The following is a 26,342-nucleotide window of genomic DNA, read 5'->3' on the forward strand; positions in this document are numbered from 1 at the left end:
CGTTTCAGTCCCATAATTCGTCTCCTTTGCTGCAATAAATGCTATCAAAGGAGCGGCATCAAACCGCGACAGGTCCACTACGATTTCGTCTATGGAGTATACTGTGAATGAGCGGAATTGTTTGCCTAGCTGTCCTCTCGGCTGACGCTCCGATAAGGCTCTGTTTGCGGCAGTTTCGGGAACAAAAAACAGCGAAATTTGGTAAACGTAAAACCCCGCAATCAGCACCAGTTCTTGGGGGGAAGCTTATGACTCAAAATGATTTCGAGAGCAGGTTTGCCCCAGTATTTGCGCTGAAGGCTGCCGCTGGTTCCATTTCACGCGAAGCCAAGCGGCTGAAATCACAGGAGAGGCAGCGGCGTTGGGACGTGTTTATGGAAGCATTGCCAACCATACTGTCAAAGTGTTCAGGGATAGATTTTCACCCAGAGAATGCCGACTACCCGAACCCGCGGCGCTTTTGGGACTTTTTGAACGGTCGTGAGATACTGGTCAGTTCTAACAAACGAGATGACTATGATCTCAGTATCAACGCCGAAAGTGGGGAGTGGACCGAAACTTAGCTACCGCTAGACCTGATCTTACCGAAGTTGCTGGTCCTCTATTAAACACCGGAAGAACCCGGGCTTTCCAAGCTTAGCATCGACTGATTTCTTAATGGCAATTTGGTACACAGCCGACACTCATTTTGGGTATGAGAATGTCCCACGCTTCTGCCAGCGCCCATTTTCTTCAGTGGCGCAAATGGGCGACGCACTTCTTGAAAACCTGTGGAAGGTTGTCGGCCCCGAGGACCAGCTTTGGATGCCTGGCGACTTCGCATTCGGACCCAGAGCCAAGGATCGAGACTTTGTAAATGGCGTGTTCGATAAACTCCCTGGAGCCGAAAAGCATCTGGTAACTGGGAATCATGATAGCGAGGTGACACTCCAATTGCCTTGGAACTCAATAGGCCACTTTGCTGAGGTGCGCGATGGCCCCCAGAACCAGCTCAATACCTTGTGTCACTATCCAATGATAACTTGGAACCATGCATGTCGTGGTGCTCTGCAGTTCTTTGGTCATGTGCACGAGAACTGGCAGGATGCCAGAAACTCGGTCAATGTTGGAGTGGATGTTTTGGGGCTACAGACTATTTAGTTAAATGCAGATTGCCAACCGAGCGGCAGCACTGCCGTTAAACAAGCATTGGGATGATGTAGAGCTTGCTACTGACTTTGCACGATGACGGGTCTGTGTGTTGCGTTTGCCCGTTTAATGTTTACGCACACAACTCTCTGTTTTTCTTGAGAAACGGCGGGAAGCTGCCGCGCGCTGCAGGCGCACTGAGGCCAGGCACTAACGTGTTGAACGGACATTGATCTGATCCGAAAGGAACTTCGGATACTGGGCATCTGATGCTTGGCAAGATCAAGCACAATGGTCTGGAAAACGCAGCCGCGCGATGCGGTTCCGAGACTTTAGGAAACGCGCAGGACTTTGTGTACTGGCGTGATCTCTTCGTACTGTGAGGGATCGGGAGTAAAGGTCAAAGGATGGATGGGCGACGGAATGGGTTTGAATTTCAGATCATCCTCCAGTTTGCGGCGCGATGGATCGGCAATCGGGACTGCGCGCATCAAGGCTTTGGTGTAGGGGTGCCGGGGATCCTCGAATATGGCGGCGCGCGGTCCGATCTCGACAATCCGGCCCAGATACATCACGGCGAGATGATGGCTAACACGCTCCACCACGGCCATGTCGTGGCTGATGAACAGAAATGACAACCCAAGATCGGCCTGCAACTCCATCATCAAGTTCAGCACCTGAGCCTGAACAGAGACGTCGAGGGCGGAGACCGCCTCATCTGCGATGATCAGCTTGGGGGACACAGCCAAGGCTCTTGCAATTGCGATCCGCTGGCGCTGGCCGCCGGACAGTTCATGCGGGAAGCGGCGCATATAGTCGCGTGACAGCTCCACCCGATCAAACAATGCGGCGACCTTTTCAGTCAGTTCCGTGCCGGAGGCGAGACCAAAGTTTTTGAGGGGCTCGGCAACCTGCGCAGCCAGGCGCATATAGGGATTGAGCGAGGCGAACGGGTCCTGAAAGATCATCTGCATTTGCCTGCGCAGACGACGCAGATCGCGGTGGTTGGCATCAAGGACATTCTGGTGATCCAGGATTACGGTGCCTGAGGTCGGTTCCACCAGGCGGAGGATGGATCGCCCACAGCTGGATTTGCCGCAGCCGGATTCACCAACAAGTGACAGCGTTTCGCCCTTGTTGAGCGTGAATGATACATCTTCGACCGCATGCACATTTGCCACATGACGGCGCATTGGGCCGCCTTTGACCGGGAAGTAAGTGGTGAGGTTCTTCACTTGCAAAAGCGGTTCCGGATCCTCCTTAGGCAGCAGTGGTTTGGGTTCAGAGGTATCCCCCACCAACCGCAAGGGTTCCGGTGCCGGTTTGCCACGCATCTCTCCCAGACGGGGCACGGCGGCCAGCAAGGCTTTGGTGTATGCCGCCTGCGGATCGGAAAAGATCTGATCAACGGGCCCTTCCTCCACCACTTCACCGCGATACATGACCACAACGCGATCAGCGATTTGGGCCACCACGGCCATGTCGTGGGTGATGAACATGACCGCCATACCCGTTTCACGTTTCAGCCGATTGATGAGCGCCAGGATCTCGGCCTGAATAGTGACGTCCAGCGCCGTTGTGGGTTCGTCCGCGATCAACATGCGGGGGCGGCAAGCCATGGCAATGGCGATGACAACGCGCTGTCGCATACCGCCCGACAGTTCGTGTGGATATTGTTGCAGGCGCTGTTCCGGCTCCGGGATGCGGACCTCCTTGAGCAGTTCTAACGCGCGGTCACGCGCCGCCGGACCGCTGATGCCGCGATGTACGCGCAAACCATCCGTCAGTTGCCGTTCGATCGTGAAAACAGGGTTCAGCGAGGTCATCGGCTCCTGGAATATCATCCCGATCTCGTCCCCGCGCACGTCCCGCATCGTGTCGCCGTCCGCTGCGGCAATGTCGAGCGGTCCTGTCTCGCGGTGGAGCGTCAGGCGTCCGTCCATGATCTGCCCCCCGCCAAACTCCACCAGTCTCATTAAAGACAGCGAGGTGACCGATTTGCCCGAGCCGCTTTCGCCCACGACACAGAACGTCTCGCCGGATGCAATGTCAAAGCTGACATCCTTGACGGCTTCGACGGTGCCCGCGCCCGATCCAAAGGTCACCCGCAGTTTGTCGATGCTCACAATGGGGGTCATGTCTCGGTCCTCGGGTCCAGCACGTCGCGCAGGGTGTCGCCAAAAAGGTTCAGCCCCAGCACGGTCAAAGCCACGGCGGCACCGGGCACAAGTGCGGTCCAGGGCGCCACATCAAGGTAATCGCGGCTGGCCTGGATCATCAGGCCCCAGCTTGCATTGGGCGGCTGTGTTCCGAGGCCAAGAAAGGACAGCCCCGCTTCGGCCAGAATGGCGAAGGCCAGGCTGATCGTGCCCTGAACAATGATCGCCGGCATGATGTTGGGCAGGATGTGGCGCACGATCATCCATGCGTCGGTTGTGCCAGCGGCACGGGCCGCTTCAACGTACGGCATTTGGGTGACGCGCAGTGCCTCGCCCCGAATGATCCGCGCCAGAAAGGGTGTAAAGGCAATCCCGATGGCGATGATCGTGTTGGTCAGGTTTGGGCCCAGAACGGCGCTGATCGTTAGGGCGAGCAGAAGGGCGGGAAAGCTGAGCAACGTGTCGACAAGCCGCATCAGCACGTTATCAATGACGCCGCCGAAGTAGCCGGAGATGATGCCAAGCGGTAGCCCGATCACGATGCTCATCAGCACGGCTGCTCCGGCGATCATGATCGAGGTTTGCGCGCCCAAAACAACCCGGTAGAAGAGGTCACGCCCCAGTTGATCCGTGCCAAAGAGATGATCCCATGTTGGCCCGGACAGCCGAGCACGCATATTCATCTGGGTGGCGTAGCTGTCGGGAATGACCAAAGGGGCCAGCAAAGCAACCAACAGTACCGCGATCACGATGAAGGTTCCAACCAGTCCTTTGCCCTTGAAAAATCGGCGCATCAGGACAGACGTATCCGCGGGTCGATGGCCATATAAAGCAGATCGACGAAGAAGTTGGTCAGCATGACCACGGCGGCGATGACAAAGACGGTGCTTTGGATCAGCGGAATGTCACGGTTCAGAAGTGCCTGATAGGTCAACCAGCCCATACCGGTGAAATTGAACAGGCTTTCGATCACGATGATCGACCCGAAAAGGTAGCCAATCTGCAGGCCCGCAACTGTCAGCACCGGACCGATGGCATTGCGCAAACCGTAGCCCCAAACCACTTCACGCTCCGTCAGACCCTTTGCGCGGGCGACCCTGATAAATTCCTGCCCGAGAATGCCGATCATGGTGGCCCGTGTCATGCGCGTCAGATGTGCCATCAGCCCAAGGCCGAGCGCCAGCGAGGGCAGGAAGGCGTGGCGGATTGCCCCCAGAAAATCATCCGCCGGATGCACGAAACCGCTGGAGGGCAACCATCCCAGCGCACGCGCGAAAAGCAGGATCAGCATGATGCCCCAGAAGAAGTCTGGCAGGCTAACCCCCACCAGAGCGGCGGTGCTTGATGTGCTGTCTTGCCAGCGGTCGCGGTGAACAGCGGCCCAGACCCCCAGCGGAATGGCCGCGATCAGTGCAATGGCCATCGACATCACCACGATCAGGCTGCTTGCGACAACCTTTTGCGCGATCAGTGGGCCAATTGCCTCTTTGAAGACCAGCGATTGTCCCCAGTCCCCGGTCAGCACCCCTCCGATCCAGCGTCCGTATTGCACCAAAAGCGGGTCATTCAGGCCCAGAGTTTCGCGCAGGCCTGCAAGCGCTTCAGGGTTGGATTGCGTGCCCATGATCATCATCGCCACGTCACCAGGCAGAATATTGGTGACGGCAAAAGTAATGACCGAAATCAGGAAGAGCGTCAGAAGGACTGACAGAAATCTATTGAGGATATAGGCCATGCACGCTTTCTGAAAATGCGGATTGGCCCGGACGCGTGGCCCGGGCCAAGGGGATCAGGCGTTCAGCCAGACCTTGTGGAAGTTCAGGTTCGACCCGTTGGGATGCACAATCGTATCGAGGCCACCCACATCCGGTTGCGCCCCGATCGTTCCATTGCGGAACCACAGGAAGATATCGTGGGTTTCATCAAAGACCCGCTGCTGCACGGCCTTGTAGACATCGGCCCTCGCGGCGGGATCAACGGTGATCCGCGCCTCTTCTGTCAGCTTGTCGATCTCCGGGTCGTTGATCCCCCGATAATTGAAGGCACCGGTCGAGTTGAACAGGCTGTAGTAGAGGAAATCAGGCTCCCACAATGTGAAGAAGTTCATCATGGTCATCTGATAGTCCTTGTCGACCCAGCATTGTGACAGCCAGTCTGCCCATGTCAGCTGTTCGATGCTCAGGTTCACGCCAGCCATACGGAACCATTCCACTAGGATCTGAGCACTTTCGATGTGGTAGGGATAGTTCGTCGTGGCTTTGAACACGATATCAAGGCTGCCCTCGGGATAGCCCGCCTCGTCCAGCAGGGCGCGCGCGCCCGCAATGTCCTGCGCACGCTGGCTCAGATCGCTGTTGTAGCTGGCAGAGGTCGGATAGCTTGGCGAAGCCGTCGTGGCTCCCTGGCCCCAAAGCGCGCCCTCCAGCAAAACCTCCTTGTCGATGATCAGATCGAAAGCTTTGCGCACGCGGGCATCCTGAAACGGCTCGAACGTGTGATTGAGATTGACGAAATCCCAATTCAGCGGGAACCACTTGACGACCTGCAACTCGCCAGCGCCTTCGATCTCTGCCATCCGGTCGGCCGGGATGTCATTGATCATATGCAACTCACCCGTGCGCAGACCTGTCAGGCGCACCGTGGGTTCGGGGATTTCGCGGGCGATGACCTTGTCGAGGTAGGCTGGGCCATCCCAATAATCATCAAATCTTTCCAGTTCCACTTCGTTGCCGAATTCGCGGCGCACAAATCTGAAGGGGCCGGCGCCGATCGGGGTTTCGCCCTGAACATCGCCGCTGCCCATCGGCATGATGACGCCCGCACCATTTTCGGCAAGGCGCGACAGGAACGGCGCATTGACCGTATTCAGTTTCACCACCACCGTCAGCGGATCAGGCGTTTCGATGGAGTCGACCGCATTGAAGACCTCGAAGTTCACGGCACCCGTGTCTGGGTTTGCACAGCGTTCAAAAGAATACTTCACATCCTCGGAAGTCATTTCGGCGCCATTGTGAAATTTCACACCAGCGCGCAACTTGAACGTGTAAACCGAGCCATCGTCACTTTGATCAAAGCTTTCAGCCAGCATGGGGATGACATTGAAGTCCTTGTCGACGGTGACAATGGAGTTGTGCACATTCTGCAGCACGCGACCCGTAGAGGCGGTGCCGGTCTGATGCATGTCCAGGTTTTGCGTCGTCTCTGAATGGCCCCAGATCAAGGTACCACCGGTCACAGGCGTCGTTTGCGCCGATGCGATCATAGGGGCCGCTCCGGAGAACAGCGTGGCGCCCAAAAGAGCGGTGGTGTTTGACAGAAAGTCCCTGCGTTTCATTCTTCATCTCCTTGCGAGAATTGCGTGTTGAACAAAGTCTTGAGACGCCCGCCTGAGGCGGATCAATTCTTGGTCTTAGCCTGGGAATGTCGGGCGGTGATCTGCCACACCCAACTTCTGCTCTAATGCCATGCCAAGGGACAACAACGGTCCCTCGTCAAACAATTGACCCCAGAGCGAGATGCCTTGGGGAACGGTAAATGTTGTCTCTCCTTCCGCTTCGCCGGTGGCAAGTTTGCCCGCGCCCAGTGAGGCGGCCGTACGGCTGGCAATATCTTCAAACCCGGCCCGAAGATGCAGACAGGGGTGGCCGGTGAAGTTCGAAGCAACCAGCATCGGCCCAGTTGAGAAGGGACCGATCAGCGCATCGACACCGCTCATCATCTCACCCAGGGCCTGCATCACCCGATACCGCAGCCTGTCGGTCTGGACCAGATCAACGGCTGAGAGGAACCGTGCCTTGCGGAAAGTGTTTGGCCATGCACCGTCATCCTGCCAGCGCAGCGTGTCGTCGGTATCCTCCAGCGTCAGCGCCTCGAATGCTGCCGCCGCTTCGGCGTAAACAACTGTCATGAGTGATGGATACGGCAGCTCTTCGAGTGTCACTTCCTTGACCGTGATGCCAAGATCCTTTGCTGTTTCAAGCGCGGCACGGTCGATGTCGGTGGCACCTTCTTCAAACGCCTCGGGCAGGTAACCAAGGGTCATCCCCTCAATGGATGCCTGTGCATCAAACTGAAACGGCGCGGCGATGGACCCGCGGTCGGTCGTGTCGCCGCCATTGATTACCGCAAGCACCATTGCGGTGTCTTCGACATGGCGACAGATCGGACCCACCTTGTCCAGCGACCAGCACAATGCCATTGCGCCTGTTCGGCTGACGCGCCCAAAAGTTGGGCGCAGCCCGGTCGTGCCGCAGCGTTGCGACGGCGAGGTGATGGAGCCAAGTGTCTCTGTCCCGATCGAGAACCCGCACAGACCTGCGGCTGTCGCGGATGCGGATCCCGCGCTCGACCCGCTTGATCCTTCGTTCAGGTTCCATGGATTGCGTGTCCAGCCGCCGTACCACAGGTCATTGTAGGCCAGCGCCCCAAGCGTTGTTTTTCCCAGCAGCACCGCGCCCGCCGCGCGCAGCTTTTTCGTCACGACTGCGTCTGTTTCGGGCACGCGGTCCTGAAAAGGTTCAGCCCCCCAGCCCGTGGTGACGCCTTTGGTGTCAAAGAGATCTTTCAGCCCGTAGGGGATGCCATGTAACGGACCAAGCCAGACGCCAGCGGCCAAAAGACTGTCCATCGCGGTCGCTTCGGCACGTGCCAGTTCGTCCGTGACGGTGGCGAAACATTCAAGCTTCGGGTTCAGGCTGGCAATACGCTCAAGGTAGAGTTCTGTCAGCGCCAGTGATGTAATCTGCTTGCTGCGTACCCAATGGGACAGGTCCGTGAGAGGTGCGAACGCGATGTCTTCGTCGTTATCGGGCAGTTTGCGCGTCACGTCCGAGAAGCGGAGCGCATCGGCCCCGTGCGGCATGGCAAATCCCGGCAGCCGCGGATCAAACCGGCTGGCCATTGGTGTGCTGTTGTCCAGTGCCAGACCTCTACGCGCGACAGCCAGGTCGCGCTGGCCCTCCAGATTGTCCAGCATCTGCGCCCGTTCAGTGGCAGTATAAGCAAGGCCCAAAAGCCGCTCTGCGCCTTCGATGTCAGCGAGTGAGATAGTACCCAAAACAGCTGGCCCCCCGAGATTCAAGCTTGTCCCGCAAACCGGCAATGGCTCTTACTGGGGACAGGAAAATGTAGCTAAACAAAAAACTAACAGCAGTGTATCGGCGCTGTGCATTTCTTTTGCAGACCAGGCGCCGAAAAAGCGTAACCCAACTAATAAATGCTTCAGATTTACGCATCGTCAAGCAAGCCTCAGGTCGTCGCAGCATTGAGGGGCAGCATTCCGGCCTCGATCATCATGTGCACGCCCTTATTTCCATTAACCGTTTGCGTGATCCGCAAGTCTCCCGCCAGAGAACATAGCATATAGGCATCTTCACGGGAGATTCCTGTGCGCTGAACGATCCAGCGGATCATGTCGCGCAAGGCCATTTCGACGCAGCGGTCCAGGTCCTCGTGCATGCCCATCGTGATCAGATGCGTCGGCGTTTTGGCGCGGGGGTACGTCAGCGTGAAATCCGAGCGTGTGGTCAATCGGAAGGTTCCGATCAGCGCTGTTTCTATCGCGGTGACGCAGACTTCACCATCGCCCTGCGCGGCATGCCCGTCCCCGCAGGAGAACAGCGCACCTTCGGTGAAGACAGGCAGATACAGGGTTGCGCCTGCGCCAAGTTCCTTGTTGTCGAGATTGCCGCCATGGGCGCGCGGCTGGATCGTCGAGATGCGTCCCCAGTTCGGCGGCGGCGCCACCCCCATGACGCCAAAGAACGGATGCAGGGGCAGTTCAAGCCCCCAGGACAGTCGGGCTCGCATGGCCTGCAGATCAAGCGGAATGATTTCGAGCCGGGAATTCTGGAAATCATCAGGCAGCGTTCCGGCAAGTGGACGAATGATGTTCCAGCCCCAGTTCTGCCGTAGCTGGACATCCAGAATTTCGACTTCAAGCACATCGCCCGGTCTTGCGCCTGCAACCGCGACGGGCCCGGTCAGAATATGCCCCGGTAGCTGTCGTTCAGCTCTTGCGTGAATGTCGAGCAGTTCAGGCGGAAGGTCGAAACCCGTGCCTTGCTGCGGGATCTGATCAGGCCCGCCCGAAACCGTTTCTATCGTGACGGTATCGCCGCTCTCTATCTCCAGCACCGGTGGCAGGCTGGTATCAAAATAACCCCATGCACAGGTCTCTGGGCTCGCGTGCAGTGTCTTCCCCATGGTGTTCATCCCTTTCGAAGCGTCGCGTGTCATCGCAGTGCCGCTCTTTCCTTGCTGCCGGCATACATGCCGCAGGCCACAACGATGATCGCGCCAGATATCTCCCGCCAGGAGGCCGTTTCGGCAAAGAAAACGTAGCCAACGGCCAGTGCGAAGAGAATGCGCAAGTACGGAAATGACGCGAGTGCGGAGACTTCACCAAACCGATAGGCTTCAACCGTCAGAAGCATGCCGAGTGTGGCGAGCGTTCCCGCCGTGATCAGAAGCAGGAAATCATCATAGGCAATGTCAGACAGGCCAGCGGCGGCCATAGGGAACGTTCCCAAGCTCGCCACCAGTCCAATCCAGAACATGATCGTCGCAGTATGTTCGGAACGGGCCAGCGCGCGGTTCTGAAAAATCAGCAAGGCCGCCACGAAGGCGGAGCCCAGACCGTAGATAACGCCTGGCTCGACATTTACCCCGCTGACCTCGCTGGCAATGACGACACCGACAAAGCCCAGAACCGCGCTCAGCCCACGCGAGAGGCCGATCTGTTCGCCAAAAACGAAGGGGGCCAGTGAAACAACGAAAAGCGATGTGGTGAAGGTCAGGACAGAGGCCAGCGCAAGATCCAGCATCTGGAAGCTGGCATAGTAGAGCCACCAGCATACCAGACTGGTCAGTCCACGCAGAACAAGCCGTGGCCAACGCGGCGAGACAAAGCGCGCCGGTCGTGTCGCGGCGATCCACGCCGCAACGATGACCAGCTGGCTGAGGGAGCGAAAGAAGACGATCTGCGCAAAGGGCACATCGGACGAGACGAACCGCAACACGCCCACATCAGCGGTGAAGACTGCAGCCGCCGCGACCAGCAGGATCGCACCGTAGCGATTGTCGATCACGGCTTGCCCGTTCATCTTGGCCGAAACGGCGCAAAGCGATCTGGCGGGATCAATGCGATCTCGCGCAGGATCTGCACCCAGGCCGCCAGCCCCTCGCTGATGGACGACAGGCGAAAAAACTCGTTCGGCGCGTGGAAATTCTCGTCCGACAGGGCAAAGGAAAACATCACTGTATCCAGCCCCAGTACGCGTGACACGATTTCGGTGAGCGGCAGGGATGCACCAATGCGCACCTTGAGCGGCGTTTCTCCGGTTGTGTGTTCAAGGGCAGCTACGGCAGCGCCGAGCAACGGATGATTGTTCGGCACCGCATAGGCCCCGCCTTGACCCCGATCCCCGCTGATTTCGAGCGACGCGTAGGTCGGAAGCTGCGCCTTGAGGTGGGCGATCACCGCCTCCTTCGCGGTCTGGGGGTCCTGACCCGGGACCAGCCGCATGGTCAGCTTGGCAAAGGCTTCGTTTGGGATCACGGTTTTTGAGCCCGCGCCGGTATAGCCGCCCCACATTCCGTTCACATCCACTGTGGGACGCATCCAAAGCCGCTCCAGCGTGGAAAACCCTTCCTCGCCGACAGGCTGCGCGCCAATGGCTTCGAAAGCGGCCTTTTCATCATGAGGGATCGCCGCGATCTCGACGCGCTCTGTATTTGTCGGCTCTGCCACGCCATCATAAAAACCGGGTGCTGCGATATGGCCCGCTTTGTCATGCAGGCTCGCCACAAGCTGAGCGAGAACATGCAACGGGTTGGCGACAATCCCGCCAAACCGCCCCGAATGCAGGTCTTGGGATGCCGTCTGGACCCGCAACTCAAACCCCGCGTTCCCGCGCGAGCCGACATTCAGCGCCACCAGATCAAGCCGCCAGCGAGCGCCATCTGCGGAGAGTACGGCGTCGGCAGTCAGCAGCGTGCGGTGCGTCTCCAATATACCGGGCAATGAGGGCGAACCGGTTTCCTCTTCCCCTTCAATCAGCAGTTTCACATTGATCGGCAACCGACCTTCCACCGCGATAAATGCCGCCAGAGCGTCGAGCGCGATCAACATCGGTGCCTTGTCGTCCGATATGCCCCGCCCATAAAGCCTGCCAGCGCGTTCGGTCACATCGAAGGGAGGGCTTTCCCACTTGTCCAAGGGGTCAGGTGGCTGCACGTCATAATGGGCGTAGACAAGGATAGTCGGTGCGCCGGGTGCGTCCAGACGTTCTGCAAAGAGCGACGGCTGGCCGCTGCCGTCCGCAGGCGTGAGGCGCTGGCGGTTCTCAAAGCCCATCGCATCAAGGCGGGCTTCAATCAACTGGCGCGCATCTTCCATGCCCTGTGCCATGGCAGGGTCTGCCCCGACGGAGGGACAGGCAACAAGCGCTTTCAATCCGTCGACAAGATCGTGCTGGTGCGCGAGGGCATGGGCAATAACGGGGTCACTCATATGGTTCCTCATTCAGGTGATGCCACCATCAACGCTAAGGATTTGTGCGGTGATCCAACTGGCCTCCTCAGAGGTCAGAAAAGCGGCGGCGGCCGCGATATCCTCAGGCTGGCCTAACCGGCGTGTGTGAATGCGATGAACAAGCTCGGCCTGGCCCTTTGGCCCATAAGCCTCCCACTGCCGCTGCGTGGCGGGGTTTGACAGCACAAATCCTGGCGCAATCGAATTGACCGTGATGCCATGCGGGGCCAGTTCCAGGCTCAACTGTTTCGTCAAGCCGATCAAGGCGTGTTTTGCCGCCGTGTAGGCGTGAATGCCCGTCAGGCTGGGCCTGAGTCCGGCACCGGAGCTGATGGTGACAATGCGGCCCCAACCAGATTGCTTCATCGCTGGGACGAGCGCTTGGGAAAGGTACAAGGACGCATCCACATTGGCGGCAAAAATCTGGTGCCACGGGTCAGGTTTGACGTCCTCCAACGGGGTACCGACCTGGCCGCGCACACCGCCTGCGGCGTTGACCAGAATATCCGGCGCGCCGTGATCTGCAACCAATTGAGCGTGCATGTCACTGACGGAAGCTGGATCGCCAAGGTCTGCGGCAAAGGCGGGCAGGCCCAAACGGTTGGCCGCCTCCTGCAAGGCATCGCCGGGCAGGTCGCTGACGGCAACCCTTGCCCCATCCCCTGCAAGCCGCGCCGCAATGGCCGCGCCAATGCCACCGACCACGCCGGTCACCAAGGCGACGCGCGCCGTCATCCGATCACCTTGGTCAATTCGTGAAACGTCTCTTGCGACATCTCGCGGCGGCCTTCCTCAATGTCGTGGATCAGGTCGACCAGCCTATTGAGCATTGGGGCTTGAACATTGTGCCCAGCCGCGATCTCGGCCACAGCGCCCACCTGAGGGTCAACCTCTGTCTTGCGTTTGCGAACCGCCAGATCGCGGTAGATGCCGGTATGGGTCTTGGCTGTCTTGGCGTTGAATTCCGCCAGATCAGCAAGGCTCTGCAAGGCGGCTGCGTCGCTGGCGCCGGGGAGAAAGGCCGCAGGATCAAACCCGTTGAAGGGCTTGGGGTTGACGCCCTCAGCCACCGCCGTGCGCATCACTTCGCGGGCCAGCCCCATCAGCGCCGGACCCCTGGCGGGATCAGCGAAATTCACCGTCATGCTGTCGGGTGTCAAGGCGGTGGCAAACAACATCGCGCCATAGCCAAGCTTGCCCCAGAGATAGGCCCAGATGTCTTCGGTCAGCACGGCATCGGGCTCAAACATCTGCAAAAGCGCATGCATCTCGTGCGTGCGTTCGCGCATGGACCCATCAATCTCGCCCACGACCACCGCACCACGGTTCCCGAAGAGGATACGGCCCGGGCCGATCCAATCCGCGCCATAGTTCACAAAGGCCCCCATCGTGCGCTCGGCACCCGCCAGATCGGCAATCACCCGTTCGTTCAACCCATTCTGCGCCGAGAGAACAAAGCCGTCCGGGGCCAGATGCGGCAAAAGCTGCGCCATTGCCTGCGGTGTCGCCTGGGCTTTGACGGCAAGGACAATCCGTCCATAAGTGCCGCTGAGACGATCCGGCGTCACACAAGGCACAACCTGGCGGAATTCCTCGACCGGCCCCGTGATGGTGAGGCCCTCTGCGCTGCAGGCCTCGGCATGTTCGACAACAATATCAACCATCTGCACCGGCACGCCCGCTCGCGCCCAATAGGCCCCCAGGATGCCGCCAATGGCACCCGCGCCCCATATCAGGATCGGCTCAGCCATGTTGAGGAGCGGGCCATGGCCCTTCAAGGGCTGCGCGGGTCTCGGACACGCCGACGTCCCAGATCGCTTGCATGTCTTCCTCGCCGCGCTGCCAAGGGCCGCCAAAGGAGCCGTCACCCAGCAAGCTACGTGCCTGAGCAGGGGAAGAGGCGCGCATCATCGCCATATCCACGCTGGGTTTTTCTCCTTCCGGCGCGGGTGCATGCGCCAGTCGCGTCCAGGGGAAGTTCTCCATCCAGTTGGCGTGCGAACCGGTCGCATCAATCGACTGGATTTTCGCCCAGGTCTGCGGCGCGTTCCACCAATTGTGAAACTTGATCGACATCTCGGGATAATCCGCCATCAGCTCCTGCGCCAATGCGCCCACGGGGTTGTTACCCCCATGACCGTTCACGATCAGAACCTGTCGAAACCCCGAGCGCCGCACGGAGGCCACAACATCCCGCACCACCGCCAGCAGCGTTTCGACCCGCAGAGAGATGGTGCCGGGATAGGCAGTGAAATAGGGGGCCAGCCCAAATGGCATCACTGGAAACACCGGAATGCCCAGAGGGTCCGCCGCATCTGCCGCAACTTTCTCGGCCAGGATCATATCCACGCAAACTGAAAGCTGTGCGTGCTGTTCGGTCGAGCCAATCGGCAGAATGCAGCGCGGATCGCGCGCCGCTGCCGCCTCAATGTCGCGCCAGTTCATTTCGGCGACGTTCATTGCCGCATCCTTTCCTTGTCTGCTAGTGCATCCAGCATGTCGCGGGGCGGAAGGTCACCCGCCCAGTCCTGCGCTGCGATCACGACCTTTGACATTAGTTCCGACAACATCTGGCGCTCCCCGTCGGACAGAACTTCCAACATGCGGTTTTCCTGCGCTTCAAAGACGGGTCGGGTTTCATTGATCATCGACCAACCCTTTTCGGACAACCGCAGCGCCTGCCGCCGTCCACCGCCCGGTACCTTGCCGCGCGCCTCGATCAGCCCCATCAGCTCCAGCCGCTTGATGGCGCGGCTCAGCGTGTTCTTGGGAAAGCCGGATGTACGCGAGATGTCGCGGGCGCTACCACCGTCTACGAGGGCCAGCGAATACAAAACCACATACTCCGGTCGCTTCAGCCCATAGGCACTTTGAATCCAGTCATAAAGCGGCGTGTTATACAGCAAGGCCAGATAGTTGATCCGAAACGTAAACGGGCAAGGGTTACCCCAGAGTTTGGCCTGCAACATATCGACACTGGCCTCCGTTGCCGTTCTGGGTGGTTCTTGATCCTGGGTGATCTGCGGGCCTGACATGTGCTTCCTTTTCCCCGGCTGTGCAGCGTGAGTTCCAAAATGAACTTGACTGACACCATATCTCCGCACATTCTGCGATAGCAAGTTCCAAATGGAACTGGGATTTCATCAAAGATCGGACGGGGGAAAACCTCCTTCACCAACGGGAAGGGAAATTCATGAAACACCGGAAACTTCTTGGCGCTCTGGCCTTTGCGCTCGGGCTGACTGTTACGGGCGCTGCCACGGCGCAAAGTCTGACGATGGGTGTGCGCGGCGGACCTGAATCAATGGACCCACATTTTTCAGCGCTCGGGCCTCACGCGGAGGCGGCCAAGCACATCTTTGACACGTTGGTCTGGTCCGGCACCGACCTACAGATCGAACCTGGCCTTGCAACCAGTTGGACGCCCGTTGACGAAGACACATGGGAATTCAAACTGCGCGAAGGGGTCAAGTTTCACGACGGGTCCGATTTTGACGCCGAGGATGTGAAATTCTCGATCGAGCGTATCCCCGTTGTCACCGGCCCGACAACCACAACGATCTATGTGCGTCGTGTGGCAAGCGTCGATATCATCGACTCTCATACGATCCACATCAACACGGACGGTCAGGCGGCGACACTGCCAAATGATTTCATCCGCCTGTTCATTGTCTCATCCGAGGCCGCGGCGGACTATTCAACGCCTGAGACAGCTGCCGAAGGGTTCAACTCCGGCGCTGCGACAATTGGGACAGGACCCTACAAGTTCGTCAGTTGGGAGCCCAAGGGCGATCTGGTGCTGGAGCGCAACGACGACTACTGGCGCGGCAAGGGGGCATGGGAAACCGTGATCCGCAAGGAAATTCCCAACGACAGTTCGCGCCTTGCCGCCTTGAAAGCGGGCCAGGTTGACGTGATCAACTACGTCTCCTCTGTCGACTACCTCGCCCTTGAACGTGACGCCGATATCGATGCGATCAAAGGCGACAGTGTCTACATCATGAACCTGCAACTGGATCAGCGCGAAGACACACCGCTGGTGCGTGCCATCGACGGGTCCGATCTGGATGCAAATCCTTTCCGCGATCTGAAAGTGCGGCAAGCCATTGATCACGCGATTGATCGCCAGACGATGGTCGATATTGTTCTGGAAGGTCTGGGCAAGCCTGCCAACCAGATGATGCCGCCCGGTTTCTTCGGGTCGAGCGAAGACATTCCCATGCCAGCCTATGATCCGGCCAAGGCCAAGCAATTGCTCGCGGATGCTGGGTATCCCGAGGGCTTTGAGGTTGACTTGTACTGCACAGCGGATCGCCTGCCAGGGGATGGCGCGATCTGTCAGGGTCTGGGCCAAATGCTGACGCAAGTGGGCGTCAAGACCAACGTGAACGCGATCTCGAAAACGGTGTATTTCCCGGCGCAGGCGCGGCTTGAGTATTCAATGTTCATGAACGGCTGGGGCACGCTGACGGGGGAAGCCTCCTATACACTTGGCGGTCTTGCACATTCCAACAATCCGGATGTGAAGCTCGGGGCATTCAACCGCATCGAATATGAGAACGACGAGGTCGACACGCTGCTGCAAACCGGTGCCAAGATGATGGATCCTGATGAACGCCGCGCGACCTATGAAGACGCGATGGAAAAGGTGATGGCGGACAAGGCCTACATCTCTCTCGTGCAGCTTCAGACCGTGTGGGGCGCCAAGGCAGGCATGCTCGAATTCGAACCGCGCTTTGACGAGGACACGCTTGCGTTCTTTATCAAACCGGCATCCTGATAGCCTCATGATGCAACAAGGCCGGGCGGCTGATGCGCCGCCCGGCCTTTGGTTTGCCTAACGGGAAAGCTGATGCTCGGTTTCATCATTCAACGTTTTCTACAGGCCGTGCTGGTCATGGCCGCGATGTCGGTGATCGTCTTTGGTGGCATCTATGCAATCGGCAACCCGGTCGACATCGTGATCCCGCCGGAGGCGACCCAGGAAATCCGGGAACAGACGATCCAGCGTCTTGGACTCGACCGGCCCCTCTACGAACAATACCTCATCTTCATGGGAAACCTGCTGCAGGGCGATCTGGGACGGTCGTTTGTCTATAACATCCCGGTTCTGGAACTGATCGGCGGACGCTTGCCAGCAACGCTTGAGCTGGTTCTGATCTCTGTCATCTCGGCCACGGTGCTTGGCGTCAGCCTGGGTATTTACGCGGGCTATCGCCCCGACAGCTGGGTGTCCAAGACCATCATGGCTGTCTCCGTGCTTGGCTTTTCGGTGCCGTCGTTTTGGGTCGGGTTGATCCTGATCCTGTTCTTTGCAGTCAACCTGGGCTGGTTGCCAGCGGGCGGGCGCGGCAACACTGTCGAGATCTGGGGCGTAGCGTGGTCTTTCCCAACGCTGGATGGGCTTTCGCACATCGTGCTCCCCGCAATCAATCTGGCGCTGTTCAAACTGGCGATGATGATCCGGCTTGCCCGCGCTGGCACGCGGGAAATCATGTTGACCGACACCGTTAAATTCGCGCGCGCGGCAGGCCTGTCCGAGGGGACGATCCTGCGGCGGCATTTGTTGAAACTGATCTCTATCCCGATCATCACCGTTTTCGGGTTGGAGCTTGGCTCGACGCTTGCTTTTGCGGTTGTGACAGAAACGATATTTTCCTGGCCCGGCGTCGGCAAGCTGATCATCGACAGCATTGCCGTACTCGATCGTCCTGTGATGGTCGCGTATCTGATCCTGGTCGCTTTCCTGTTTGTGACCATCAATTTTGTGATTGATCTGGTCTTTGCCCTGATCGACCCCCGCGTGCGTCACGGAGCAGCGACATGAGCGATGCCAGCACGCCCCTGCGCCGTTTCTGGACAGAGTTTCGCGAGAACACGGTTGCGGTGTTCGCTCTTGCGGTCGTGATCGCGATGATCCTGCTGGCGCTCTTTGCCTCCGTCGTCTCGCCGCAGAACCCCTATGATCTGGCGAACTTGTCCCTGATGGACAGCCGCCGTCCGCCGGGTTTTGTCGGATCGGGCGGCTATACCCATCTGCTGGGCACGGATCCACAAGGGCGCGATCTGTTGTCTGCGATTTTTTACGGCTTGCGTATTTCCATTCAGATCGGCCTTGCCGCGGGGTTCGTATCTCTCACCATCGGCACGGCCCTGGGAATCACGGCTGCCTATCTAGGCGGGCGGATCGAGGCACTGATTATGCGCCTTGTCGATCTGCAGTTGTCGTTTCCCGCGATCCTGCTGGCGCTGGTCATGGTGGCGCTTTTGGGCCAAGGCAAGGCGCAGCTGGTCGGTGCGCTGGTTGCGGCGCAATACGCCTATTTTGCCCGTACCGCCTATGGCGCTGCCAAGGCTGAACGGGGCAAGGACTATATCGAGGCCGCGCTGGCCACGCCCCTGAGCGGCCGGCTGGTGGTCTGGCGGCATCTGCTGCCCAATTGCACCCCGCCTCTGATCGTGGTGGCGACGGTCCAGATCGCCAATTCCATTTCGCTTGAGGCGACACTCAGCTTCCTGGGCCTCGGACTGCCAGTCACCGAACCCTCCCTGGGCATGCTGATCTCAAACGGCTTTCCTTATATGATGAGCGGACGCTACTGGATCTCTGTCTACCCCGGTGTCGCGCTGATCATCCTCATCGTCGCCATCAACGTCGTTGGAGACCAGGTGCGCGATCAGTTCAATCCGAGGCTGCGGAAATGAGCGATCCTGTCCTGAGCGTCAGAGACCTGAGCACCCATTTCTTCACCCGTGCTGGTGTACTCAAAGCCGTGAACGGTGTGTCTTTCGATCTGGCGCGGGGCGAGATCATGGGGTTGGTCGGTGAAAGCGGTTCCGGCAAGACCGTCACAGGTTTCTCCTTGCTCGGGCTGGTCGACGCGCCGGGCCGGATTGTCGAGGGCTCCATTACGCTGAATGGGGTGGAGCTGACCACACTGAGCGAGGCAGAGCTGCGCGCCCGGCGTGGTCGTGAGATTTCGATGATCTTCCAGGATCCGATTGCGACGCTGAACCCGATGCTGACAATCGGGCAACAGATAAAGCTGGCGATAGATGCGCACGAGCGCGTCAGCCCCCGCGCAGCACAAGCGCGCGCGACTGAGCTGCTGACGCAGGTCGGCATCCCCTCTGCCGCTGCCCGCCTTCGCGCCTATCCGCACGAGTTTTCGGGTGGCATGCGGCAACGCGTGGCAATCGCAATCGCCCTTTTGCATCGCCCCTCAGTGCTTGTCGCGGACGAACCGACCACGGCGCTTGATGTCTCCATTCAGGCGCAGATTCTCGCGCAGATGCGCGACCTCGCGCGTGAGACCGGCACGGCGATGGTTTGGATCAGCCATGACCTTGCCGTTGTCTCCAGCCTCGCCAGCAAGCTGGCCGTGATGTACGCGGGCCGGATCGTTGAGGCAGGTCCAACTGCGAGGTTGCTGAGAGACCCGCATCACCCCTACACGGCCGGGCTGATTGCCTCGCTTCCCGCCATGGCAAAACCGGGCGCACCCCTGAACCAGATCGCGGGCAGCACACCCTCTTTGCTGTCCCTACCTCAAGGCTGCCCCTTTGCGCCGCGTTGCACGCATGCGTCAAGGCAATGCACCACTGACCCGGACATGACGCAGCAGGGTGATCGGCAGTGGCGATGCTTTCATCCCCTTGGTCAAACCGCCAAGGAGCCTGCATGAGCGCCTTTGTCGAAATCACCGACGTCACCCGCGTCTTTGGCCCCAAGCTGACCTTGGGCGAAAGGATCGCGGCAAAACTGGGGGGGAACGTCGAAACCCGGGCGGTCCGTGCGGTCTCGGATGTAACGCTGTCCGTGCGCAAGGGAGAGACTTTGGGCCTGGTGGGAGAATCCGGCTGTGGCAAGTCCACCCTGGGACGCGCCATCGCCGGGATACTGCCCCCGACAAGCGGCACGGTCACCATCGATGGCGCCCCCGTGATGACGGATGGCACCAAAGCGACGACCCGCGTGCAAACCGTGTTCCAGGATCCCTTTGCCAGCCTCGATCCCCGCATGAAAGTCGGCCACACCGTCGCAGAAGGCCCGATCGCCCATGGCCTGACAACCAAGGCGACCGCGCGCCGGTATGTAGCAGACTGGTTCGAACGCGTGGGCCTTGATCCCACTTGGGTCGAGCGCTACCCACATCAGTTTTCCGGTGGCCAGCGGCAGCGTATCGCGATTGCCCGCGCCCTCGCCATGCAGCCTGATGTGTTGATCTGTGATGAACCGGTCGCGTCACTGGATGTCTCCATCCAGGCCCAGATCATCAACCTGTTTCTCGAATTGACCCGCGATCTGGCGCTCACGTCAGTCTTCATCAGCCATGACCTCTCCGTGATCCAGCACGTCAGCGACCGTGTCGCGGTGATGTATCTGGGCCGCATCGTGGAGTTGGGACCAGTGAGCGAGGTTTTCGGCAACCCGGTCCATCCCTACACCGAAGCGCTTTTTGGCAGCGTCCCCAAGCTGGTGCTGGATGCAGACGAGCTTGTGCAGTTCGAGACTATCGAGGGCGAGGTGCCATCCCCATTGGCCCCTCCAACGGGCTGCTATTTTCACCCACGCTGCCCTTATGCAACGGAGAGCTGTAAAAAGGTGCACCCTGTCATGGAGCCAATCCACGACAATCGCAGCGTCGCTTGCCATCACTACGACGCCATCCTCGGGAAGACACTGGGCGATTGACCATCGGCGTTCCCCGAGAAGCCGGTTTCGCTGTCAAAGTTTGATCGGCTTCCGCGACGCGCATATCATGGCCAATTTCTGCTTTTGAGACGTCGCTGCGTAATCAGCCGGCGCATACCCGATGAATGTTCTGGAAGGGCCGCGCGCATCGAAACGATGTTAAAGCAGGCAGCGCGATGCTGCGCATAATCCGATGTCGGCAGAGAGTCCTTTTTTCAGAGTGCTGCGCGCACGTCAAACGACCGGCTTCGGCAGTTGGCGACACTTAGGGCTCCATTTGGATATTGAGTGTTTAAAATGGCGATTGTGTATGCACCAAACTGAAAGACCAAATATGCCAAGATCGCGAATGCCACGCTCGTTATCAAAACGGGTTTATCGGACAAGGGCAGATGGGAAAACATGTTCCGCAAGATATGTCGGATCACCGAAAATCTTTCGGACAAATCAACGGCCGCAGACGTAAATATCGGCACGTCGCCGAGCAGCGCCGCGAGAATGAATGCCGAAGTCAAGTTACCAAAGCAGAAGGCAATAGCTAGAGTGGGCCAGTCGGCACCGAGTGCCCTTTCCACGTCCCCATCGAAAAATCCAAATGCGACAGCCGCAACGTAGTTTGCTCCAGCCATCGACGCTGCGAAAACAACGAAACGAACGATCAGGTCGAGCATAAAGTACTGGAGGCCCGTCACCCGCCCACCACCCGTATTGCGGACCACCGCATACACCATTCCAGCAACAAGGTTTGTGAACGGAACCATGGGAACCCCCGTGGTTAAGACTTGGCGAGCAAATGCCAAGCGTGCAAAATCATCCTCACGCAGTTGCTTTCCAAAGCCTTCAACCCAAACCACATACTGAAAGATTGCGCCAATTAACCCGATGGCAGTGATGTAGATGACCGTATGAATGAAAGCTTTTGAAGGTCGCCCCGGCCCATAGAAGATGTCAACGATGTACAAAAACTGTTTTGCAGACACAAAGTTGGCCTTAGAAGCTTCGAATAGTATTCAGTCTTTTCCTTCGCCAAAATCGAGTTAGCGCTGAGGAGGGTTACAAACACAACTGCTGCAAATTCGGATGCGCCGAACATGAGCTGAAAGACATGTTCAATGACGTCTGCCATGAGAGGTCTATCCTTTTAACACAAAACTGCGACAGCGGTCTGATAGACGAAACCGAGACAGGTACATCGACCATGGGCGCGATTGTGAGAAGAGACACTGCGTCTTGGCAGCAACAGTTTGCTCTGCCGCTGCCAACTCTTGCAGTGTAGAGATGGGCGTGCATTTGGAAAGCGTCCACCGACTACTTCATGATGATCGTCTCGTTCAGGCGACGGAGCTCCCTGATGTGGAATTCGGGTTCACTCTCACCGGCCTGCGGTCCCCGGGACAGGGTGCGCGCGAGGTCGAAGAAGCCCTTGCCTGGCAAGTTCCCGTGCCCGCGGCTGACAGCCCGGGCAGCGATGAAGGGGCGGTCCGCGGCAGCGTCGTCCCGCATCGTGGTTTCCAACGCACGTGTCACCTTCGCGATCGAACCCGGCTTCAGCAGGTTTAGTGCGCCTGCCAAGGCACCGTAGGATATCAGCGTCTGATCTTTGGCAAGCCCCTCCAGATGGGCGCGCACCCGGTCGGACAGGTCCTGCTCTTCGCCTGCCGCCGCTGCTATCAGACGCGGGGGCGGGATTTCGCGGGCGGCGCCGGTGGCATCGAGTTCAGCCGCCCAGGCCCGGTCTCTGCAGCGCAGCACGACCCGGATCTTGCCCTCATCCGCGCCTTCGCCGGTTTCGGTCACGCCGACGACATCCCCGCTGTGCAACCCGTCACGCAATGCTTCCGGTGTGAGGCCCAGACGTGGCGCCAGGTAGTCGGGGTCCACCACAATCTGTCCGTCCTCCCATCCGATGACATCCGCGGGGATCGGCCGGTTCAGGATCGGCGATGAACCGCCGCTACCCGCATAGAACGGATTGCGTCCCGACGCATGGTCGGTGACGTCCACGATGTTCCCAATGCCGGGCAAGGCTGCGCGAAGCATCTTCTCCACCCCTTGCCGCAATGTGGCCGAGGAGGCCGCGCAGCCTTGGCAGCCGCCGGACATCCGCAGATAGACCGTGCTTTCCCGAACCCGGTCCACTGAGATGTGGCCACCATGGGCGGCGACAGAGGGATTGACCTGCTGGTCCAGCAAAGTCTTCACCGCCTCGAGGAGCTTGGCGTCAGGGTCTATTTTCTCGCGGGCTCGGTCGCACCCGAGCGGGCGGCCGGTTTCGTCAAGCACACGTCGGATTGCCGCGGCGATGGCGGGTTTGAGATCCGCCCAGTCTTTATCGGTGCTTTTTTTCACCCAGACCGTCGGGCCGCTCACCTCCACCCGGCAGACGCCTGGCACTGCGAACAGCGCGCGGGCCAGGGGCGCGTCGTCGGCCGCATCGAAACGGGTCGAGCCGTTTGCCTGAATCGGGTCGTCCAGAACGAATGCGACGACGCTGGCATCGTTGGCCGAGGTCTGCGCCCGGATGCGGCGGTGGGCGGTTGTGTCAGACATCTTCCAGCTCCGTCCCGGTCATCGTGCTGAGCGCCTTGAACGTGTAGATGCCGGTGGCGTGACCGTCGCTGAAGGCCATGCCGAGCGCGTAGTTTCCGACGCTCCAGATCCGCGTGAGCTGTAAATCGAGCGGCACGCTCTCCGGGTCGAGGAGCCGCGCGCTCGTCATCTCGTCGCGACACTGCGCGCATTGGCAGGCAAGACGCAGGTCGCGATCGGCGAGGCGCTGCTCGGTTCCGTCCGCCCAGCCCAGGATCAGGCCCGCGGCATCATGATCGAGCGCGACCAGGCGTTCGGCAGGACTGTCCGTCGCGACCAGGCCCGGAGCAGGCTGGCCGGAGTCCTCAACAAGTGACCAGGCGAAGGGTGTGGCGATCCCCGCCGTATCATCTTCTGTCTGCACCAGGGCGCTCGCGATGCGTCGATACGATTCGGCTGCCGGGCTGCCAGAGGCAGCGCGGACGAGGGGCTGACCTTCGTCGCTGCAATCGACTACATTCGGGTCGAGCGGCACCTTGCCGAGAAAGGGCACATCCAGATCCCTCGCGATGGCCTCTCCACCACCCTGGTGAAAGATGTTCGTCACCGTTCCACAGCTCGGGCAGGTGAAGCCGCTCATGTTTTCGATCACGCCGAGGATCGGAACGCTGACCTGCTCCATCATGCGCAAGCCCCGGCGCGCGATCTTGAGGCTCACGTCCTGTGGTGTGCTGACCACCACCGCACCTGACAATGGAAAGGCCTGCGCCAGCGTCAGTTGAATGTCGCCAGTGCCCGGAGGCAGGTCCAAAAGCAGCACGTCCAGCGTGCCCCACTCCACCTGCCGCACGAACATCTGCAGATACTTCGTCACCATCGGTCCGCGCAGGATCGCGGGAGCGTCGTCATCGCTTAGCATGGCCATCGAAATGACCTTCACGCCATGCGCTTTGGCGGGGATAACCTTCTGGTCCGGTGACATGGCGGGTTTTCCGGATGCTATTCCCAACATCCCGGGGATCGAGGGGCCATAGATATCGGCGTCCACGACGCCGACGGAGAACCCGGCATCGGCCAGCGCCACAGCGATGTTCGCAGTGACCGTGGATTTGCCCACACCGCCTTTTCCGCTGCTGATGGCGATCATGCGCAATCCTGCGGCAGTCTCAGCATACGTCATGCCGATGCTCCTTGCTCTTCACCCGACCGGGTCGGGGTATGGCTCGCGCAGAGCTTGACGATGTCCTCCACCGCCAGCTCTGCCGCCATGCAGGCGCAATAGGCCGCACCACCGGACACACCGAAATGACTGCAATCTTGGCAGGTGCCGAAGGCGGGAACATCCCGACGCATCGCCAGCACCGATGCCAGTCGGGACAAGGTCGTCAAAAAACGATTGCGCTCCGCGCTGCCAAGACCATCAATCACACCGATCAGGTCGCGCAGCGGATCCTGCGCAAGCATCGCATTTCCTTGGTCCGTGAGGTCGAAGAACACGCTGCGGCGATCCTGGACGGATTTGGTCCGCGTGACCAAACTCTTCCGTTCCAGCGACTTGATGATCTGCGAGGCCGTACCCCGGGTCGTCGCCTGAAAGCTGGCGAAAGCCGAAGGCGTGCGGGTGCTGACATTGGCGCGTGCGAAGAAGCGCAGGCATGTCCATTGCGCGGCGGTTAGTTCGGATCCCGCATCCTCGCTCCGAGCTGCGCGCCCGAGGTGAATAAGTAGTTCTGCGATCCGGTCGGGTGTCTGCAATCCATTGAGCATGTCAAATTGATAGTGATTCGAAATTAATTTTGCAACCATCGAGGTGTCTAGCCCCGTGCGTCTGGGCCACTGATCAGAGGTTTCTCTAAGAGGTTTCGGAAACTGGCGGACGCATGCCAAGAGCTTGATGCGGTGAATTTCTCCTCTGGCGGGCTGCACCGCAGCGACGATGCATGTTGTCCAACACCAGCTCGGCCCGTCCTCGATGAGAGGGCGAAGGCGAGGCTAATAGATGCCGCGCCGCATCCGAGGGCGGCTCTGAGCTTACTTTGATAAATGTTGCGCCGGGTAGGAATGTCGGGGTTGATGGGATTGGGGGGCAGGCAACATACAAGAGCTTATGCGCAAATCACGCGTCATTCATACCGTGATTTAGAGATCAAAACTCTGATACCAAAAATGTCCTTTACGTTGTTTTGTAGATTGGTGCTCTGCCAATGCCTTCTGCATAATGACGACACTGTCTATATGATGAGGTTTTTTATGGATGGTTGCGTGCATTTCTACCGTCGCGATCACTGACCATCATTGCATGACGTTCTTACCCTTCATGCGAAAGGCGGCTTTGGATGCGCCCGGACCAGTCGGAACAGCACTTCTGCCACAACAGCGCTTGATTGTGTTTCCGGGCATCGAACTTAAGCTCGGCGTACCTGCCAAGCCATTGACATCTTTGGCGCGGATTTTCCAAATGACATGTTTTCGCTAGCGCTGAATGCCTTGGAGATCACACAAATCGATCCATCAGCGGCAATGGCCGGTGATCCAACTCGATTGGCAGCGATCACCACATTCACCGAGTTGAAGCGCAAGCTCGATGAACACGAGTATCTCAATGACCGCTATATCATCCTACCAAATGTATCGGGGGAGGGAGAGCATTTGCTTCTACGAAAGGGTCAGGCTGAAAGATATATCGAGATGCCTTGTCTAGGCGGGTACACTGACGGCGGCTATCACCAGCCATTTGTCGCCTGATGATTGGCTGACACTGGCCCTCACGCCGATAGAATCTGCACCGGTTTATGAGTTCCGCGCTCGCGAGGATGAGTACATTCCATTCAAGAACGCCTCAGCGGGGCAACAAGCCACCGCTCTCCTAAAAACCTTGCTCAATCAACCGGGGCCGCCCCTGATCATCGATCAGCCGGAGGAGAACTTGGACAATCCTGTCATGTCGGAGATCGTTAATCAGCTCTGGGACGCGAAACGCCTCCGCCAGATCGTGTTCGTAAGCCACAACGCCAACCTCGTCGTAAACGGTTACGCTGAGCTGGTGGCGTGGTTTGGCTATAGAACCACAGGAAACGAATCGCGCGGCACCGTCAAAGGGGTCGGGGCAATCGAGATCGAGGACGCTCGCGAAGCTAAAAAATAGATCATGGAAGGTGGCGAAGGTGCGTTCCGGCTGTGGAGAGAGAATACGGGTTTTTAAGGGGACGGAGTATAATTGCCTAACGTCAGCACCAATGGGACAGTTTAGGCTAATTTGATAAGAGAGGGTTTCTGGCACATCGTAACCACCAAGGCG

At 59.0% G+C, this 26,342-nt stretch carries 25 protein-coding genes; 9 read left to right on the top strand and 16 right to left on the bottom strand.

Annotation, left to right across the window (positions count from 1 at the left end; all coding sequences use genetic code 11):
- The first annotated feature begins 107 nt into the window (after positions 1–107).
- Complete coding sequence (locus Q1A63_RS25230) at positions 108–563, top strand: hypothetical protein (protein WP_298976904.1); 456 nt, start codon at positions 108–110, stop codon at positions 561–563.
- Positions 564–657: 94 nt separating this feature from the next.
- Positions 658–1,140 (top strand): metallophosphoesterase, encoded by a 483-nt coding sequence (locus Q1A63_RS25235; protein ID WP_298976902.1) that lies wholly within the window; start codon positions 658–660, stop codon positions 1,138–1,140.
- Between the two features lie 320 nt (positions 1,141–1,460).
- Here the strand turns inward: Q1A63_RS25235 and Q1A63_RS25240 are convergent, their stop codons facing one another.
- The 12 genes from Q1A63_RS25240 to Q1A63_RS25295 form a co-directional block, all read right to left on the bottom strand.
- Positions 1,461–3,266 carry an ABC transporter ATP-binding protein gene (locus Q1A63_RS25240; RefSeq protein ID WP_299632707.1) on the bottom strand — a complete coding sequence of 602 codons (1,806 nt, stop codon included), beginning with the start codon at positions 3,264–3,266 and terminating at the stop codon, positions 1,461–1,463.
- A complete protein-coding gene (locus tag Q1A63_RS25245; protein ID WP_298976898.1) occupies positions 3,263–4,081 on the bottom strand; it encodes an ABC transporter permease in 819 nt (272 codons plus the stop codon). The genes Q1A63_RS25240 and Q1A63_RS25245 overlap by 4 nt, the downstream gene beginning before the upstream one ends.
- Complete coding sequence (locus tag Q1A63_RS25250) at positions 4,081–5,022, bottom strand: ABC transporter permease (RefSeq protein WP_298976896.1); 942 nt, start codon at positions 5,020–5,022, stop codon at positions 4,081–4,083. The genes Q1A63_RS25245 and Q1A63_RS25250 overlap by 1 nt, the downstream gene beginning before the upstream one ends.
- 54 nt (positions 5,023–5,076) lie before the next feature.
- Positions 5,077–6,621: an ABC transporter substrate-binding protein gene (locus Q1A63_RS25255; protein ID WP_298976894.1), complete on the bottom strand. Its 1,545-nt coding sequence runs from the start codon at positions 6,619–6,621 to the stop codon at positions 5,077–5,079.
- A gap of 75 nt (positions 6,622–6,696) precedes the next feature.
- Positions 6,697–8,343, bottom strand: a complete 1,647-nt coding sequence (locus Q1A63_RS25260) for an amidase (protein ID WP_298976893.1) — start codon at positions 8,341–8,343, stop codon at positions 6,697–6,699.
- 191 nt (positions 8,344–8,534) lie between these two features.
- Positions 8,535–9,491 carry an acetamidase/formamidase family protein gene (locus Q1A63_RS25265; protein WP_298976892.1) on the bottom strand — a complete coding sequence of 319 codons (957 nt, stop codon included), beginning with the start codon at positions 9,489–9,491 and terminating at the stop codon, positions 8,535–8,537.
- A 29-nt stretch (positions 9,492–9,520) separates the two neighbouring features.
- Positions 9,521–10,390 (bottom strand): DMT family transporter, encoded by an 870-nt coding sequence (locus Q1A63_RS25270; protein WP_298976890.1) that lies wholly within the window; start codon positions 10,388–10,390, stop codon positions 9,521–9,523.
- Complete coding sequence (locus Q1A63_RS25275) at positions 10,387–11,799, bottom strand: M20/M25/M40 family metallo-hydrolase (protein WP_299632708.1); 1,413 nt, start codon at positions 11,797–11,799, stop codon at positions 10,387–10,389. The genes Q1A63_RS25270 and Q1A63_RS25275 overlap by 4 nt, the downstream gene beginning before the upstream one ends.
- Before the next feature lie 12 nt (positions 11,800–11,811).
- Positions 11,812–12,555 (bottom strand): SDR family NAD(P)-dependent oxidoreductase, encoded by a 744-nt coding sequence (locus Q1A63_RS25280; RefSeq protein ID WP_299632709.1) that lies wholly within the window; start codon positions 12,553–12,555, stop codon positions 11,812–11,814.
- Positions 12,552–13,571 (bottom strand): 2-dehydropantoate 2-reductase N-terminal domain-containing protein, encoded by a 1,020-nt coding sequence (locus Q1A63_RS25285; RefSeq protein WP_299632710.1) that lies wholly within the window; start codon positions 13,569–13,571, stop codon positions 12,552–12,554. Before Q1A63_RS25285 ends, Q1A63_RS25280 begins: the two co-directional genes overlap by 4 nt.
- Positions 13,564–14,280, bottom strand: coding sequence for a creatininase family protein (locus Q1A63_RS25290; protein WP_299632711.1), 717 nt, complete (start codon positions 14,278–14,280; stop codon positions 13,564–13,566). The genes Q1A63_RS25285 and Q1A63_RS25290 overlap by 8 nt, the downstream gene beginning before the upstream one ends.
- On the bottom strand, positions 14,277–14,855 hold the full coding sequence (locus Q1A63_RS25295) for a MarR family winged helix-turn-helix transcriptional regulator (protein ID WP_298976881.1): 579 nt from the start codon (positions 14,853–14,855) through the stop codon (positions 14,277–14,279). The genes Q1A63_RS25290 and Q1A63_RS25295 overlap by 4 nt, the downstream gene beginning before the upstream one ends.
- A 158-nt stretch (positions 14,856–15,013) precedes the next feature.
- Here Q1A63_RS25295 and Q1A63_RS25300 point away from each other — a divergent pair, with 158 nt between their 5' ends.
- The 5 genes from Q1A63_RS25300 (at position 15,014) to Q1A63_RS25320 (ending at position 20,515) form a co-directional block, all read left to right on the top strand.
- A complete protein-coding gene (locus tag Q1A63_RS25300) occupies positions 15,014–16,600 on the top strand; it encodes an ABC transporter substrate-binding protein (RefSeq protein WP_298976880.1) in 1,587 nt (528 codons plus the stop codon).
- A gap of 72 nt (positions 16,601–16,672) precedes the next feature.
- Positions 16,673–17,647 carry an ABC transporter permease gene (locus Q1A63_RS25305; protein ID WP_298976879.1) on the top strand — a complete coding sequence of 325 codons (975 nt, stop codon included), beginning with the start codon at positions 16,673–16,675 and terminating at the stop codon, positions 17,645–17,647.
- Complete coding sequence (locus tag Q1A63_RS25310; protein WP_298976878.1) at positions 17,644–18,525, top strand: ABC transporter permease; 882 nt, start codon at positions 17,644–17,646, stop codon at positions 18,523–18,525. Before Q1A63_RS25305 ends, Q1A63_RS25310 begins: the two co-directional genes overlap by 4 nt.
- Positions 18,522–19,505, top strand: a complete 984-nt coding sequence (locus tag Q1A63_RS25315; RefSeq protein ID WP_299632712.1) for an ABC transporter ATP-binding protein — start codon at positions 18,522–18,524, stop codon at positions 19,503–19,505. Before Q1A63_RS25310 ends, Q1A63_RS25315 begins: the two co-directional genes overlap by 4 nt.
- Positions 19,502–20,515 (top strand): oligopeptide/dipeptide ABC transporter ATP-binding protein, encoded by a 1,014-nt coding sequence (locus Q1A63_RS25320; RefSeq protein WP_299632713.1) that lies wholly within the window; start codon positions 19,502–19,504, stop codon positions 20,513–20,515. The genes Q1A63_RS25315 and Q1A63_RS25320 overlap by 4 nt, the downstream gene beginning before the upstream one ends.
- A 215-nt stretch (positions 20,516–20,730) precedes the next feature.
- Here the strand turns inward: Q1A63_RS25320 and Q1A63_RS25325 are convergent, their stop codons facing one another.
- From Q1A63_RS25325 to Q1A63_RS25340, 4 genes are all read right to left on the bottom strand, one after another.
- Positions 20,731–21,495, bottom strand: a complete 765-nt coding sequence (locus tag Q1A63_RS25325; RefSeq protein WP_299632714.1) for a hypothetical protein — start codon at positions 21,493–21,495, stop codon at positions 20,731–20,733.
- Positions 21,496–21,823: 328 nt separating this feature from the next.
- Positions 21,824–23,065: a DUF6522 family protein gene (locus tag Q1A63_RS25330; protein WP_299632715.1), complete on the bottom strand. Its 1,242-nt coding sequence runs from the start codon at positions 23,063–23,065 to the stop codon at positions 21,824–21,826.
- Positions 23,058–24,224, bottom strand: a complete 1,167-nt coding sequence (locus tag Q1A63_RS25335) for a P-loop NTPase (RefSeq protein WP_299632716.1) — start codon at positions 24,222–24,224, stop codon at positions 23,058–23,060. Before Q1A63_RS25335 ends, Q1A63_RS25330 begins: the two co-directional genes overlap by 8 nt.
- Complete coding sequence (locus Q1A63_RS25340) at positions 24,221–24,811, bottom strand: MarR family transcriptional regulator (protein WP_298976866.1); 591 nt, start codon at positions 24,809–24,811, stop codon at positions 24,221–24,223. The genes Q1A63_RS25335 and Q1A63_RS25340 overlap by 4 nt, the downstream gene beginning before the upstream one ends.
- Positions 24,812–25,507: 696 nt before the next feature.
- Here Q1A63_RS25340 and Q1A63_RS25345 point away from each other — a divergent pair.
- The gene (locus Q1A63_RS25345; RefSeq protein ID WP_298976865.1) at positions 25,508–25,789 is read left to right on the top strand and encodes a hypothetical protein; all 282 of its coding nucleotides are present in this window, start codon (positions 25,508–25,510) and stop codon (positions 25,787–25,789) included.
- The gene (locus Q1A63_RS25350; RefSeq protein ID WP_298976864.1) at positions 25,779–26,189 is read left to right on the top strand and encodes an AAA family ATPase; all 411 of its coding nucleotides are present in this window, start codon (positions 25,779–25,781) and stop codon (positions 26,187–26,189) included. The genes Q1A63_RS25345 and Q1A63_RS25350 overlap by 11 nt, the downstream gene beginning before the upstream one ends.
- The last annotated feature ends 153 nt before the right edge of the window (positions 26,190–26,342 follow it).

The sequence above is a fragment of the uncultured Roseobacter sp. genome, assembly GCF_947499265.1.
GTDB lineage: Bacteria > Pseudomonadota > Alphaproteobacteria > Rhodobacterales > Rhodobacteraceae > Roseobacter.